This is a genomic window from Nitrospirota bacterium (assembly GCA_016195565.1).
Taxonomy (GTDB): Bacteria; Nitrospirota; Thermodesulfovibrionia; order Thermodesulfovibrionales; family UBA1546; genus UBA1546.
In genome coordinates this window covers 74,669-89,100 of record JACPZK010000031.1, presented here as the reverse complement: position 1 = coordinate 89,100, position 14,432 = coordinate 74,669, and the positions used below count along the sequence as shown (strand labels likewise).

Below are 14,432 nucleotides of genomic sequence, written 5' to 3'. Positions count from 1 at the left end.
CCTACCACTACCACGCTGATAATCCGCCATCAACCATTACAACCTGCCCTGTAATATAATCTGCCGCATCTGAGCAAAGAAATAATATGGGACCCGCTATATCATTCGGGGTTGCCATTCTATTCAATGGAACAAGTTTCTTATATTTTCTTACAAACTTTGGCGGTTGATTATTAAATACTCCTCCGGGACAGACAGCATTTACTCTTATATTATATGGAGCATAATAAGCAGCTAAATATCTTGAAAAATTTACTATGCCGCCTTTTATGAGGGAATAAGCAGCAGGCATCGTCATCTTTGTCCCCTCATAAATCGTGAAATTCGGTCCAAGCACGCCATAATGAGAACCTATATTTATTAACACCCCTTTTTTCTTCTTTTTCATCTCTTCAAGAACATTTTGACAGCACATAAAGTATCCGTTCATATGCATATCAACGTTCTTTCTTAATGAATCTGCCTTAATATCCTCAAACTTATTGCCCCAATCCGATGTCCTCGGATAAGCGTTATTAATCCATATATCTATTTTCCCGCACTTCTTTATTATTTTGCTTACAGTTTTTTTTATTGAACTTTGGTTCGTGATATCCAATCCGATAGAATCAACATCAAGCCCATCCTTTTTAATATCAGAAGCAACTTTTTCTCCGGACTCTTTATTAGTATCCGCAACAAAAACTTTTGCACCTGCTTCAGCCAGGGCATGGCACAATGCTTTTCCTATCAATCCTGCTCCACCTGTAACGACAGCAGTTCTACCGCTCAATAAAAATCTCTCAGGAAATATCATTTGTTCTGCCTCTCTTTCATTATTAACTCCACAAGTTTAAAATCAATTTCGCTGTCTATATCTATTGACCTGTCATCAGGCATTTCAATAAATTTAGTCCTCCCTGAAATAATATCCTCCCGCTGAAATAAAATATCGGTCTTCCATGCATAAACCGACGCATTCATAGCATAAACCACGGGCGCATCCTGCCTTCTAACCACCTTACCCTCCGGTTTTTTGCTTAGAATGGCAAAGCCGTTATGGTCGAGTTCCACCATATTAAAATAGGGGTTTTTATTAGATTTATACCCTGTAATAACAGAGTCGCATTCAGGATCACTCATAATTAAATCTATGCACTGTTTTACATCTTCCATAGTCCGCAGTGGAGAAGTGGGATCCAGATCTACTACATAATCAGGCACAAATTTCATCTCTTCAATATAATGTCTGACAAGATGTTGTATGGCAGGCAGTTTGGATGATTCGTCTGTAGCGAGATGAGAAGGCCTAATGTAAGGAACTTCTGCGCCGAATTCTTTCGCAACACCGGCTATCTCTATTGAGTCGGTAGAAACAGCCACGCGGCTTATTTGAGGACACGCAAGGGCAAGCTCTATGGTATAGGCAATAAGTGGTTTACCATGCAATACTCTGATATTTTTCTTGGGAACACCTTTAGATCCTCCCCTTGCGCATATTGTACATAGAATACTCATATTTTAAAGCCGTTCTTTATCTTAAGACAGGAATCCAAAACATATACCCCATCCGTAATCCCGCTAATTGTATTCTCTTCCCCTGATATACATTTGATGAAATATTTCATTTCCTCTATATACATTTCATTATTGTCATAGCCGTCAATATCAAGAATTGTTTCTTCCGCTTGATTCTCAAAATGATAGAATTTCAGGTATCTGTCGCCCATCCGATAATCCAGTGATCCTTTTGTCCCCTGTATCTGTATCGTTCTCTTAGCGGGCCGTTGCAGATAGTCAAGATGTATCTCTACAATGGAACCTTTCTCTGTTTCCACAATAACAGCGGCTATATCCTCAACATCTATATCCATATCGCTTATTTTCTGTACATGGGATTTTATAGATTTAAACCTGCCGAAAAGCCAATATGCATAATCAATCTCATGCTGTAATGTCAGAACAACGCCGCCTCCGAGTTCTTTGCTGGCGCTATAGCCTTTTCTATAATCCTCCCATGGATGCCAGTCAGGCAGATATTGTCCAGCCTGAATACGCGCAAACAATATGCGCCCGAACCGCTCTTCTTCTATTAATTCTTTAATCTTTCTAAAAATCGGATGAAATCTGAAATTATTTGCCATAAAAAAAACCAGCCGCCCATTAAAGACCTCATCCTTTAATCTGTCTATACCGTCCATGCTGTCAGATATAGGTTTTTCCATAAAGATATGGCTTCCCATGCCAGAGGCAATTAAGGCATATTCTACGTGCTTAGCTGTAGGGTTGGCTATAATAAAAGCATCCGGTTTTCTTCTTTTGATCTCATCAATGCCGCAAAATGTTTCTACGCCGTATTTAACCTTATACTCTTCGTCTTTTTGCGGATTGGATAACTCCGAAAAACTAATTATATTGCCGCAGGAAAGCGCTTTGAGATTCCTGATATGCCTTGTGCCTATGGAACCCCTGCCTGCTACACAGAAAGTAAAATCATTTCTCATGACAATTTTTATTTCTCAACAAATCTCAAAACTGCTTCTGCAATCTGGGCAACCTGTTTGTCCTTCAGAGAAGGGAATATTGGCAGATTAAGGACTTTTTTGGTAAACTCTTTTGCAAGCGGGCATGGAGTAGCCCTGTAAGACGACTTATTTTTGCTGTAAACTTCCTGCTCGTATACCGGCATGGGATAGGCTATCCTCGTATCGATTCCTTTGTTTCTGAGCTCAAGCGCTAAATTATCTCTATCATCCACAAGAATAGGATAAAAGAAATAAGCGTGTCTTGACTGAGGATAACTGCATTTCATGACTTTTATTCGTGTATGACTTTCAAAAAAAGAGTTGTAGGTATCGGCTACCCTTTTCCTCTCTTGAAGCATATATCCCAGCTTTTCGAACTGCGCCAACCCTACTGCAGCAGAGATGTCGGTCATTCTGGCATTTGTGCCTAAATGTGAATGAAGATATTTTCCGGATTCTCCCTGATTGCGGCGGATTCTGGCTTCCTTTGCATAATCCTGATTATGTGTAAATATCATTCCGCCTTCCACCGTTGTCATAATTTTAGCCATATGAAAACTCATGGTAGACAACATAGTCTGAGCGCCAAGATGAGACCCCTTGTATGACGCACCCAAAGACTGGGCGGCGTCCTGCAATAGAAAAAGTCCCTGTTTCCCTGCCACTGCCTTTAGCCCTTCATAGTCTGCGGGATTCCCGCCGTAATCAATATAAATTATACCTTTCGTTTTGGGAGAGATCGCACTTTTGATTTTTGACGGATCCAGATTATAAGACCGGGGGTCAATATCCACGAAAACCGGAACAGCATGCTGGTACGACACTGCAGCAGCCGTAGCCATGTAAGTCATTGCCGGAACTATTACTTCATCTCCTGGACCTATGCCTAAAATCTTTAAGCCGATGTCTAAGGCCACGGTTCCATTGGAAACGGCAACAGCATAAGGCACATTCAGATATTCAGCCATTGCCTGCTCAAATTTTTCCACCTTTGGCCCCATAGTCAGCCATCCGGATTTAAAAGAGTCTATAACCTGATTAAACTCTTCTTCGTTAATTTCAGGCTGTGACCATGGAATAGTAGTCTTACTCATTGCCTTTACCTTGCAAGTGTTTTTTCATGCTCTGCAAAAAACTTTTTCAGATATTCCAGACTGTTAGATTCATAGTCATCTTTCGTTAAGATGTTGTTCTTGAAACAAAAAATTAACTCTCTAATTCCGTCGCTTATGGTCTTCGCAGGCTTAAATCCGATTCTTTGTTCAAGTTTTGTAAAATCAACTCTGTAATTCCTTTTGTCATCAATTTCGTTAGCGAAGTGAACTTCTATATCAGGAAGAAATTCCTGAATTATTTTTACTATTTCATCTTTTCTAAAGTTCTGCGACGTCACCCCTGCATTGAATATTTCTCCTGAAAGTGTCTCGGATGGAACTTTTAATACCTCTAATATGATGGCTGCGGCATCCGACACATGCACATACGGCCTCCACATATTTGCGGCAAATACAACTATCTTATTATGAGTTAACGCCTCATATACAAATGAGTTTATCAGCAAATCAAATCGCGTTCTGAAAGATACCCCATAAGCAGTTCCATAGCGCAGCATGACCGGATGGAAAGAATCACTTTTAAGAGACAGCAACAATTTTTCACAATCGATCTTTGTCTCTGCATATAATGAAACCGGATTCAATTCCCTCATTTCGTCGGCTGGAATCGTTGTGTCTACAATACCGTAAGTAGAACATGTTGATCCAAAAACAAACGGCTTAATATTTTTTTTCTTTGCAAGAGTTGCAAGCAATTCGGTTCCGTGGAAATTTATTTGGTAGGCAGACTTGGGGGCAGCCTGACACGGCAAGTCACCTACAATACCCGCCAGATGGACGATAACGTCAACCCCTTCTAATGCTTTTTCCACATCGCCTTTATTTCTAACGTCCCCTTTTATCAATTCAAAGTTTGGGTTATTCAACAGTCCCACTATTGATTTGCCTCCGTATATCAGAAGATCAAGGCATCGGACCCTGTAACCGGCTATCAACGCATCACGCATCAATGTAGAGCCGACATAACCGGCGCCTCCGGTAACTAACATCAGCGGCCCCTTGCCTGCTCTATCCATTATTCCATCTCCTTGCGATAAAGTCTTTCCATATCCTTGCTTATGATTGCCCCCGCAGGTACGTCCTGATTTTTCCCGATCTTTACCCCTGTTTCAACAATTACTCCGGCTTTCAGTGTTACATTTTTCTCAATTGTGCACGCTCCATCAACAACAACGCCGGAGTAAAAATGGCAGTGGGAGCCAATTTGGGAATTCACTGCTATCACCACGGATGGGCCTATGATGATATTATCTTCCAAAGTTACTCCATGAGAAAGGACTGCACCCGGCGAAATAATTATCCCTCTGCCGAGAGCTACGTCGGGGTTGATACTTGCATTCCTCGATATGGCGTTTATCGGAACTAAACCGGCCTGCAGCGCCTCATAAAAACGCTGTTCCCTTGTTTGATTGTCGCCAATAGCCGAGGTGAAACCTGTTATACCCGTACTTTTCAATTCGCTTAAAATTGAATGGTCCCCCAAAAAGGGTATGTTGCCGTAAACTTTAGAATTGGCTAACTTCTCTGCCTCTTCACGAGTGCCTATAAATCCGGCAAGCGTAAAATTATGACTTTCGCTGATAATATCAGCCGCCGTCATCGCTGTTGTCCCAGCGCCTATAATCACAACCTTCATATTCATCGCCTCCTTTTTAATTTTTTAATCCTTCAAGTTCTTATGTTTGCTGCTGCTCTTTCTGATGCCGACTATTTTTGCCGGAACCCCGTAGGCTATTGAGTTGTCCGGAATATCTTTGGACACAAATGCGCCGCCTCCGATGAAACAATTCTTGCCTATTTTAATATTTTCCCGGACAACGGCGCCGATTCCAATAATAGAATCTTCACCTATAGATACGTTTCCTGCAAGCACACTGCGCGGTTGAATAAAAACATTATCGCCAAGAATGCAATCATGTTCGACAATCGCACCGGTGTTTATACAACAAAAGTCACCTATTTGTGCATTTGTATTTATTACCGCATCAACCAAAACCGTTACTCCGGCTCCCAAATGAACAGAAGCGGCTATGTATGCCGACGGATGGATAACGGATACGGCATTTAATTTTAAATTGCGGATTACCCCAATCAATTCTTTCCTCGTATCCATCGAATTTGCGCCCAGACAAAGGTGAATATTAATGTCCTTATCTAATCCGTGCAGCAGTGTATCATCACCCAAAACTTTACATCCCTTGTCTTCTATGAATTGAGGCAGTTTGACTCCATGCTTGTCAATAAACCCGCATATTTCAAAATCCGGCAAATGCAATAATTTTTCTGCAACCACTATGCCATGCTTACCGGCGCCTATCAAAACAACTTTCTTTCTCATAAGTTAATCTTCAAAAAAAGCGCGTGTTATATTTTGTCCGGTTCTTATATCGGCTTTAGCGGGTTTATTGCAAAATTCGAAATAAAATTCTTTCAAGCTCATACCGCGGGGGGGACGCAAAAATTTAACATTCTGCATCGTTACCGGTTCACCTCTTTTAATCTCTTTTGAGGCATAAATACCTTTCTGCATCGTATTCCGTTGAGACAGTTCTTCGGTTTGAACATCCCAATCCATGCTTCCTAAGGCTTTTTCCGATTTTCTTACAGCATGAATGAACTGATTAAACTCTGCTGGTGTCATAGAGGCTTTGTGATCAGGCCCCCACCATGTTTTATCAAAAGTAAAATGCCTCTCCAGCATAGATATGCCGAATCCTAAAGCCGCAAGCGAAATTTCGACCCCCTCGGAGTGATCTGAAAATCCTACAAGGCAATCGGGAAAAGCCTCTTTAATCTTAGAGATTCCCCGCAAATTAATACTTTCGGCTGAAGCCGGATAATTTGAGGTGCATTTCAGGACGCAGATTTTATCGTTGTATTCCCCTACAAAATTGACCGATTCGGCAATCTCTTTCCAGAAATTCATACCCGTAGAAATAACTACTGGAATTTTTGACTGCCTTATGACATCCAACAAAGGATAGTTAGTCATCTCGCTGCTTGCAATCTTCAAGATATCAACACCTAAATCAATTAAAAACTCGGCAGAGCGCACGTCATATGGTGTTGAAATAAAAATCATATCCCTTTCTTCACAATGAACCTTAAGTTCCTGAAAAGCGCTAAAAGGAAGCTGCAGTTTTTTAATGAGCTCAAAATGAGAAAGCGTCTCCTTAACATTCGCTATATGATGATTTGCGGAAGGAGTCTCAAGAGAAACCAGATCTTCAGTTATAAATGTCTGGAATTTTACGGAATCGGCGCCTGCTTCGGCAGCAGCGTCAATAAGTTTGTGCGCTATATCCAGGTCTCCATTATGGTTTACGCCGGCCTCAGCTATTATAAATACAGGCTGATCTTCCCCTATTATCCTATTTTTTATACGCCACATCTTTATTTTCTCTGCCATCTTAAAATTATCAGTTCTCAGTCATAGACACATATTTCTATCCTAAACTGTCACCGCCTTATATCCGCATAGCTGTTTTTCAATCAGTCCTATTTGCTTCTTGATTAAATGGGAAGAACATTCCTTAATTTCAAGGGAAACATATTCAAGCTGTTCCCACGGCAGGTATTGCCAAAACCATGACTGTTCATCAATAGGAAGATTTTGATCGTATCTTCCGTCATTATCGCTAAGATGTATAGCATTAATTTTTTCTCTGAACAAATTAATAAAATTATGCGGCTTGAAATTAAGGTTTGTCGCATTGACCTTCAAATGACCTGCATCCAGCAAAACCCCTATATTGGGATTGGAAAAAAGAGTAAAGAGCTTCTCAGACTCAGCAGGGTCTGCAAAATGATAATGCCTATTTACATTCTCAGGGCAGTTGCCTTCATTTATAACATTATTTTCAATAAGTATCCGAACACCTTTGCCTAAAGCATACCCGGCAATTTCATGACATGCAGTTGTTAATAAATCTCGCGATTCTTTGAGATCAATAGGAGCGTAGCGTGATAAGGATTTCCCTAAGTCGTCAGCAGAGGGGTTTATTGCCATTCCGGCATGGATAGAGTAAACCGCTATCCCAAGCGAAGAGCATAAATCAACCGCCTTCAGACAATGCTTCAATGACCTTTCATGTGTAGCTGGATGCGCAAGATTTAAAACAAAGGAATCTTTTGGCGCAGGGAAATAATTATGGATATAGAAATTGATTCTATCAGTATATGTTTCTAATGTCTTGACAAGCTCCTTGTCGGATATAAAAGGAATGTTAGCGCTAAGTTCAATACTGCGAATATTATTTACTTCTGCATATTCGCATAGTGACTTTATATCAGTATTGCCCAGACAGGTTGACGAGAGAGCTATCCGTGGGTTCTTGTGACAATCTTTTCTTTTTTCAAGATGTTTCATAAATAATCACTGGGAATTAATTTCTATCTAATTATCTTCCATATATATCATCGTATCTCACAATATCGTCTTCCCCGACGTATTCTCCGTTTTGAACTTCTATAATTTCCAATGGCATTTCGGCAGGATTTTCAAGTCTATGCAATGTTGACTTGGGGACATAAACCGACTCATTCTCATATATAATCATTTGTGCGTCCCCTGTCGTTACCTTTGCGGTTCCTTTTATAACAACCCAGTGCTCCGACCTTCGGTTATGCATCTGTAGGCTCAATTTCTCTCCAGGGTTTACTACTATCCTTTTTATCTTGTATCCTGTTCCCTCTTCAAGCACTGTATAGTTTCCCCATGGCCTATATGTCGTGACATGCTCATCTGCCTCTTTTCTATTTTCTTTTTTGAGCCTATTTACCACATCCCTTACTTTCTGCGCCTCTCCTTTTCTTGAAATGAGTATAGCATCATCTGTCTCAACTACAAGACAATTATCCAGTCCTATGATTGATATATGTCTCTTATTGCCGATTATCAGAGATTTTTTTGTGTCTATTGCAATGACATCGCCCTTTTTGACATTTCCCATTTCATCCTTATCCAGAATTTCGTACAATGAATCCCAAGAACCGATATCATTCCAGTATATGTCCATAGGGAGAATTGCTACTTTCTCTGATTTCTCTGCTATCGCATAATCTATAGAGATATCCGGCATTTCACTGAAGTTAACTATCATATCGTCAAAGCTTCCATTAAGCATCTCCTTTATTGCGGGGGTATGCTTTGAAAACTCCCTGAGCATAGTTCCGATACTGAATGAGAACATTCCTGAGTTCCAAAAATAATTACCTTCTTCCAAATATCTTTTTGCGGTTTCACTATTAGGTTTTTCGGTGAACTCTTCTGCCTTGTAGCCTCCCATTCCTATACTTTTGCCTGCCTTTATATATCCGTATCCTGTCTCAGGCCTTTCTGGCTTTATCCCGAATGTCACTATATACCCCTGCCTCGCTATCTTCTCAGCAGTGCCTATATATTCGACAAATCTCTCCAGAGGCTTAATAATATGATCCGAAGGCGAAATAAATATAACTTCATCTTTATGGCATCCAAGCTTTTCCATACAGTATTTTATTCCAAGGGCTATAGCCGGCGCAGTATTTCTGCTTACAGGCTCAAGGATAATATTAGATGCAGGTAAAGGTATAGGCAAAGACAAAGCATTTAAATCAGATAAAACATGAAACTTATATTCATTGTTTGTCATCACAATAATATCCTCAGCAGGAAGTGTCCTTAAAAGTCTCTCTACTGTCTGCTGTAAAAGAGAGCGGTCTCCATTCAGTTTTAGAAACTGTTTTGGATAATTTTTTCTGCTTAATGGCCAGAGCCTTGTGCCGCTACCGCCTGCAAGGATTAATGCTTTCATTATGCCTTTACCTTTGCCTGTTCAAACTCTTTTTCTAAAAATGTCCTGTAATTGTTCAGGCTGTCTTCATCCTCAGCCTCTATTCTCATTACAACAACAGGCTGGGTATTGCTTGACCTCATAAGGCCCCATCCTTGGTCAAAAACAACCCTTATGCCGTCTATTGTGTTAATGTCTCTGATATGATATAAAGCATTGCCATTTTCTTTGTATTTTATAAATTTTGAGACTACCTGTTCGACCACATCTTTCTTTTTGTCATCAGAACAGTTAATTCTTATCTCAGGGGTATGACATATCTTTGGAACATCTGATAGGAGTTCTCTAATGTCCTTTCCTGCGGTTTTCATAATTTCTATAAGCCTTAATGTGGTGTAAATTGCATCATCATAGCCAAAATATCTGTCTTTAATAAATATGTGGCCGCTGAATTCTCCGGCAAGAAGGGCATTTTCTTCCTTCATCTTTTGCTTTATAAGGGAGTGTCCTGTCTTCCACATAATCGGAGTGCCACCATTTCTTTTTATGTCATCGAACATCACTTGCGAACACTTCACATCTCCTATTATCTTTGCACCTTTGTTCCGTTTTAATAATTCACGGCTTAAGACTATCATCAACTGGTCGCCCCATATAATCCTTCCGTCTCTGTCAACCACTCCAATCCTGTCTGCATCACCATCGTACCCTACCCCTATATCCGCGCCTGACTTTTTTGTCTCATGAATCAGGTCATGTATATATTCAACAACCGTTGGATCAGGATGGTGATTCGGGAAGTTTCCATCAGGCTCGCAATAAAGCGGCATTACATCGCATCCAATTCTACTAAGAATCTCCGGGACAACCATGCCTGCTGTGCCATTGCCTGCATCTACTACTACTTTAAATCTTTTATATTTTGAATCATTAAGATAAGAAAATTCACTGAGCATGTAGTCCTTATACGGGCTGACAATATCGTATTTTTCTACCTTTCCTTCTTTCTCCGCCCTTGGCTTTGGCCCTGCTGCTATTATCTCTTTCAGTTTTTGAATGTCCTTGCCATAAATAGTCTCCTTTCCGATGCTAATTTTAAATCCGTTATATTCCGGCGGATTATGACTGCCCGTGACCATTATGCCACCGTCTAAATTCAGATGGAAAATAGAGAAATACTGAAGAGGAGTGGGACATGTTCCTATGTCATAAGCATCTATGCCTGAAGAGACAATTCCTTCTATTATCCCTGAAGACAAATCATTTGAACTAAGCCTGACATCCCTTCCTACGCTTACACACTTTGCATTTGAATTGGAAGCCGTTAAGAGGCGGGCAAATGACTTGCCTATTGAAACAGCAACATCTCTGTCAATATCTCTTCCTGCAACCCCTCGCACGTCATACTCCCTGAATATATCTTCATTGATCATCTTTTAACGCTTCTGCTGCAAGTGCTATCTCTTTACTTTCAGCTTATGATTCTATCCTTAGCGGGATATATTCCAAGGGCTTATTGCTTTGCAGATGACACTATTTATTTCTTGCCTTTTCTATGTACTCTACTAAAAAAGCCAGCAATATCCCTGCAGCAAGACTCGCTACTGCTGCAAGGATAATATTTTTCTTTATATTCGGACTCACAGGTGTTTTGAAAATATATGGGTTGCCGACAAGTGAAACGCCGGTAATATTCTCCATATCTTCTTTAGCTTCTTCAACAAGAGAACGCCTTGTATTATCTAAATCCATAGCCCTTTGTTTAAAATCAGCAGGCACGAGATTGATAATAGACAGTTCTCCTTTTTCCAGTTTTCTATCATACATTTTTGCAAATGAATCATACTCCTTTATTAAGTCCGATTGATTTTTTATTAAGCGTGGTATATCTTTTAACCGCTTGGCGACTTTTTCTTTCTCTCGTTCCACAGGCTCTTTTATTAAAGAGAGGTTATTTAAATATGCAACAAATCCCGTCATTGCAACAGATATGTCATTCGTATTTTTTGCCTCAATGGTTAACCTGAGTTTGTCTGTAGAATCTTTCAGGGTATCTAATTTTACATCTGATACTAAATAGTGCGTTGTTGGTAAAATTATTTCTGCATCAATCTTGCCAATAACAACTAACAGTTCTTTCGCTGTTAGTACCGGTGTTAGTACCGGCAATTTCAGCACAAGCTCTCCCCTGTATATCTTTGGCATTGAAAGGCTTATTACCGCTGACGCAAGAACAGCGACAAGAAATAATCCTATGATAAGGGATTTTCTTTTTACAATTACCTTCCAATAATCATACAGATTTATCTCATCTTCTCTTACATTCATCTCTGACATTATTATCTCCTTTCACAGCTAATGCAAATAGTATGCGGCCGTTCTGTTATTTTTATCCCCATCATTCGCCAACTCCTATCTGAAAGTATTCAAATCCTATCACATTAAGTTTTTTTTTGCTATACTGGTTCCTTCCGTCAAAAATAATCTTATTCTTCAGACGCCTTGCAATCTCATCAAAGTCCGGGCTCCTGAACTCCTTCCATTCCGTAACAAGCAGCAGCGCAGCAGCGCCTGACAATGCAGCATATTTGGAATCAGCATACTCTATGTTTTTTAAGTCCTTGAGATAGTACTCCTTAGCCGCATTCATTGCCCTTGGGTCATACGCCTTTATCTTCGCCCCGCGTTTTGCAAGTTCGCGGATTATAGTTACGCTTGACGCCTCTCTTACATCATCTGTCTCAGGCTTGAAAGACAACCCCCAAACAGCAAATACATGCCCTTTTAAATCCTCACCGAATATTTTTATAACCTTCCGGATAAGGACTAATTTCTGAGATTCATTTATTTCCTGAACCGCCCTGAGCATCTTGGCTGTATATTTATTTTCTGTCGCTAATCTTTCCAGCGCCCTTACATCCTTAGGGAAACAGCTTCCGCCGTATCCGCAGCCCGGGTATATAAAACTGTATCCTATTCTGCTGTCGCTTCCTATCCCTACCCTGACCTTATTAACATCAGCCCCCACTTTCTCGCAGATATTGGCTATTTCATTCATAAAAGATATCTTTGCGGCAAGCATTGCATTTGCGGCATATTTCGTCATTTCAGCGCTTCTTACATCCATAGCAATAAACCTTTCGTGGCTTTTTGTAAACGGCGCATAAAGTTCTTTTATCTTCTCAAGCGCCTTCGGATTATCCGCACCGACGATAACCCTGTCGGGCCTCATAAAATCTTCAACAGCAGCTCCTTCTTTAAGAAATTCAGGATTTGACACAACATCAAATGGGATTTCAACCTTCCTTTTGCTCAACTCGCCTTTGACAGCATCTCTGACTTTATCCGCTGTTCCTACCGGCACGGTTGACTTGTTTACTATAATCATATAGTGCGTCATATTTTTGCCTATATCCTGAGCTGCCTGCAGAACATGCTGCAAATCAGCGCTGCCGTCTTCTCCCATCGGAGTGCCGACCGCTATGCAGCAAATCTCGCTGCTGTCAATCGCCTCTTTAATGTCAGTCGTAAACCTTAATGTCCCTGCCTTGTAATTTTCAGCAACCAGAGGTTCAAGCCCGGGCTCGTATATGGGAATAACCCCGCGCTTAAGGTTTTCTATCTTTTTTCTGTCAACATCCACGCAAAAAACGCTGTTTCCCATCTGCGCCATACACGCTCCTGTGACAAGCCCTACATATCCTGTGCCTATAATTGAAATTTTCATATTTTGCTATTCCTCCAGCAAGTTCCTGCAATGCTCCGCCCTCTCAGTCACATATCCCGTCAAAGATATGCAGCCTAAGGGCTTAATTGAGTTAAGAGTTTAAACTTTCAACTTTTAACTCCTAAACTCTAAACTCTCTCTACATCCGATGCGTCTATCTTCAGAGACACCCCTTGCCTGAGTATATCCACAGAGAGAACAAGGAGATGCTGTCCTTTCCTTTCCGCAAGTATACCTTCCACGCCTGCAAGAGGCCCCATTTTTATCCTTACCCTCTGGCCTTCTTTTAAATACGGATAGGGGTCAAGGGTTTCTTTGCTTTCAACAAGCTTTTTTAAAGAAATTATCTGCTCTTCTGAAACAGTCTCCGGCTCACCGGGAACAATGCCAAGAAATCTTACAACGCCCCGGGTTTTCAGGACAGTCAGCATGGCTTCATAAATCTTATTCATATGGACAAAAATATAACCAGGGAAAAGAGGGAAATTTATTAACTTCTTCCTGTCCTTCCATCTGCTGAGTCTCTCAACAGCAGGCAGGAAAGTCTCTATGCCGGATTTTGTTAATCTTTCCACCACTTTAAACTCATGGCGGGATTTAACATGAACAGCATACCAACTCGGTTGCGAGTCGCAACGATAAGCTCCTGAAATATCAGTTAATTCCATATTTATCATAGATAATAAACCCTTTCGGGATTTACGCCTGCCCTATTCATCGTTTCACTTGCCCTGCCGTCAAGGGATGCAACCAGTATTGCATCATACTCAATTCCATTGACATTCTCTATTGAATAGATGTCATGCCCGAAAAATCCCTTTTCCATACCACTGTCAGCAACAACTCGGTTTCGAGTCGCAACGACACCAACAATCTTAAGCGGCAGCCCTCTTGTAGAGATGTAACATAACTCAGCAACCTCTCCATCGCCCCAGAGAAGAATATTCTTAACATCGGAGGCCATCATTACCGCATAAGTCTGCTCAATCTTCTGCCGAACGTCTCTGAAATAGTCTATTGAGCGGTTCATGTAACTGTAGGTAAGTTTTGCCTTCTCTGCAAAACCCTTAGGAGTGATTATATACTTGACTCTGTTTCTAGGAAGATTTTTGACCTTTATGTGTCCCTTATTATAAAGCCTTTTTACATACGCATTAACTAAGCCGAGGGCAATCCCAAGGCGGTCAGCCAAGGCCCGCTGAGTAATCACCGACTCCTTTGTAAGTTCGTCAAGCAGCCTGAGGGATATGTCCTCAGGCGGATGATTGTTCATACCATGAACAATACCACACAAAAATCAGTTTAGTCAATA

General features: G+C 40.8%; 15 protein-coding genes. All 15 read right to left on the bottom strand.

Going from position 1 to position 14,432, the window contains the following annotated elements; translation table 11 throughout:
* Nucleotides 1-7: 7 nt before the first annotated feature.
* The 15 genes from HY035_10535 to HY035_10465 all read right to left on the bottom strand — a co-directional run bounded on the left by HY035_10535 (nt 8) and on the right by HY035_10465 (nt 14,393).
* A complete protein-coding gene (locus tag HY035_10535) occupies nt 8-796 on the bottom strand; it encodes an SDR family oxidoreductase (protein MBI3378814.1) in 789 nt (262 codons plus the stop codon).
* Nucleotides 793-1,497 carry an acylneuraminate cytidylyltransferase family protein gene (locus tag HY035_10530; protein ID MBI3378813.1) on the bottom strand — a complete coding sequence of 235 codons (705 nt, stop codon included), beginning with the start codon at nt 1,495-1,497 and terminating at the stop codon, nt 793-795. The genes HY035_10535 and HY035_10530 overlap by 4 nt, the downstream gene beginning before the upstream one ends.
* On the bottom strand, nt 1,494-2,483 hold the full coding sequence (locus HY035_10525) for a Gfo/Idh/MocA family oxidoreductase (GenBank protein MBI3378812.1): 990 nt from the start codon (nt 2,481-2,483) through the stop codon (nt 1,494-1,496). The genes HY035_10530 and HY035_10525 overlap by 4 nt, the downstream gene beginning before the upstream one ends.
* 8 nt (nt 2,484-2,491) lie before the next feature.
* Nucleotides 2,492-3,598, bottom strand: a complete 1,107-nt coding sequence (locus tag HY035_10520; GenBank protein ID MBI3378811.1) for a DegT/DnrJ/EryC1/StrS family aminotransferase — start codon at nt 3,596-3,598, stop codon at nt 2,492-2,494.
* Nucleotides 3,599-3,603: 5 nt separating this feature from the next.
* A complete protein-coding gene (locus tag HY035_10515; protein MBI3378810.1) occupies nt 3,604-4,635 on the bottom strand; it encodes an NAD(P)-dependent oxidoreductase in 1,032 nt (343 codons plus the stop codon).
* The gene (locus tag HY035_10510; protein MBI3378809.1) at nt 4,635-5,255 is read right to left on the bottom strand and encodes a hypothetical protein; all 621 of its coding nucleotides are present in this window, start codon (nt 5,253-5,255) and stop codon (nt 4,635-4,637) included. The genes HY035_10515 and HY035_10510 overlap by 1 nt, the downstream gene beginning before the upstream one ends.
* 24 nt (nt 5,256-5,279) lie before the next feature.
* Nucleotides 5,280-5,957 carry an acetyltransferase gene (locus HY035_10505; protein MBI3378808.1) on the bottom strand — a complete coding sequence of 226 codons (678 nt, stop codon included), beginning with the start codon at nt 5,955-5,957 and terminating at the stop codon, nt 5,280-5,282.
* A gap of 3 nt (nt 5,958-5,960) precedes the next feature.
* Nucleotides 5,961-7,028 carry an N-acetylneuraminate synthase family protein gene (locus HY035_10500; GenBank protein MBI3378807.1) on the bottom strand — a complete coding sequence of 356 codons (1,068 nt, stop codon included), beginning with the start codon at nt 7,026-7,028 and terminating at the stop codon, nt 5,961-5,963.
* A gap of 42 nt (nt 7,029-7,070) precedes the next feature.
* Nucleotides 7,071-7,988 carry a sugar phosphate isomerase/epimerase gene (locus HY035_10495; GenBank protein ID MBI3378806.1) on the bottom strand — a complete coding sequence of 306 codons (918 nt, stop codon included), beginning with the start codon at nt 7,986-7,988 and terminating at the stop codon, nt 7,071-7,073.
* A 31-nt stretch (nt 7,989-8,019) separates the two neighbouring features.
* On the bottom strand, nt 8,020-9,414 hold the full coding sequence (locus tag HY035_10490) for a mannose-1-phosphate guanylyltransferase/mannose-6-phosphate isomerase (protein ID MBI3378805.1): 1,395 nt from the start codon (nt 9,412-9,414) through the stop codon (nt 8,020-8,022).
* On the bottom strand, nt 9,414-10,826 hold the full coding sequence (locus HY035_10485) for a phosphomannomutase/phosphoglucomutase (GenBank protein MBI3378804.1): 1,413 nt from the start codon (nt 10,824-10,826) through the stop codon (nt 9,414-9,416). Before HY035_10485 ends, HY035_10490 begins: the two co-directional genes overlap by 1 nt.
* Nucleotides 10,827-10,926: 100 nt before the next feature.
* Complete coding sequence (locus HY035_10480) at nt 10,927-11,730, bottom strand: hypothetical protein (protein MBI3378803.1); 804 nt, start codon at nt 11,728-11,730, stop codon at nt 10,927-10,929.
* Nucleotides 11,731-11,791: 61 nt separating this feature from the next.
* Complete coding sequence (locus HY035_10475) at nt 11,792-13,120, bottom strand: UDP-glucose/GDP-mannose dehydrogenase family protein (protein ID MBI3378802.1); 1,329 nt, start codon at nt 13,118-13,120, stop codon at nt 11,792-11,794.
* A gap of 128 nt (nt 13,121-13,248) precedes the next feature.
* Nucleotides 13,249-13,698 carry a UpxY family transcription antiterminator gene (locus HY035_10470; protein MBI3378801.1) on the bottom strand — a complete coding sequence of 150 codons (450 nt, stop codon included), beginning with the start codon at nt 13,696-13,698 and terminating at the stop codon, nt 13,249-13,251.
* Between the two features lie 95 nt (nt 13,699-13,793).
* Nucleotides 13,794-14,393 carry a winged helix-turn-helix transcriptional regulator gene (locus HY035_10465; GenBank protein MBI3378800.1) on the bottom strand — a complete coding sequence of 200 codons (600 nt, stop codon included), beginning with the start codon at nt 14,391-14,393 and terminating at the stop codon, nt 13,794-13,796.
* Nucleotides 14,394-14,432: the final 39 nt, after the last annotated feature.